At 46.0% G+C, this 235-nt stretch carries 1 protein-coding gene; it reads left to right on the top strand.

The features are described 5' to 3' along the window. On the top strand, positions 1-235 hold a 235-nt coding region (locus tag AB4512_RS25225), incomplete at both ends, for a beta-galactosidase domain 4-containing protein (RefSeq protein ID WP_372176197.1).

Genomic DNA, 235 nt, shown 5'->3' with positions numbered 1-235 from the left:
CACCTATTTGTGACCAGTAGGATTGAAACGTTGAATTGGACGGTTACCCAGAATGGTGTGGTCACGTGCGACGGTTGTATCGAATTGATGGTTTGTGCGGGTGAGAGTGTTCAGATAGAACTCAATGGTGTGACTATTCCTCGTACGGCCAATGCGCTTAATTACCTTAATCTAGAAGTGGTATTAAATGCCAATACTGCGTGGGCGAATAAAGGCCATGTGACGGCGATTGAAC

The sequence above is a fragment of the Vibrio sp. 10N.222.52.B7 genome, from assembly GCF_041474275.1.
In the GTDB taxonomy this organism is placed as follows: domain Bacteria; phylum Pseudomonadota; class Gammaproteobacteria; order Enterobacterales; family Vibrionaceae; genus Vibrio; species Vibrio crassostreae_C.
Note: the sequence above shows the minus strand (reverse complement) of the source record. Positions and strands in the feature narration are given on the sequence as shown.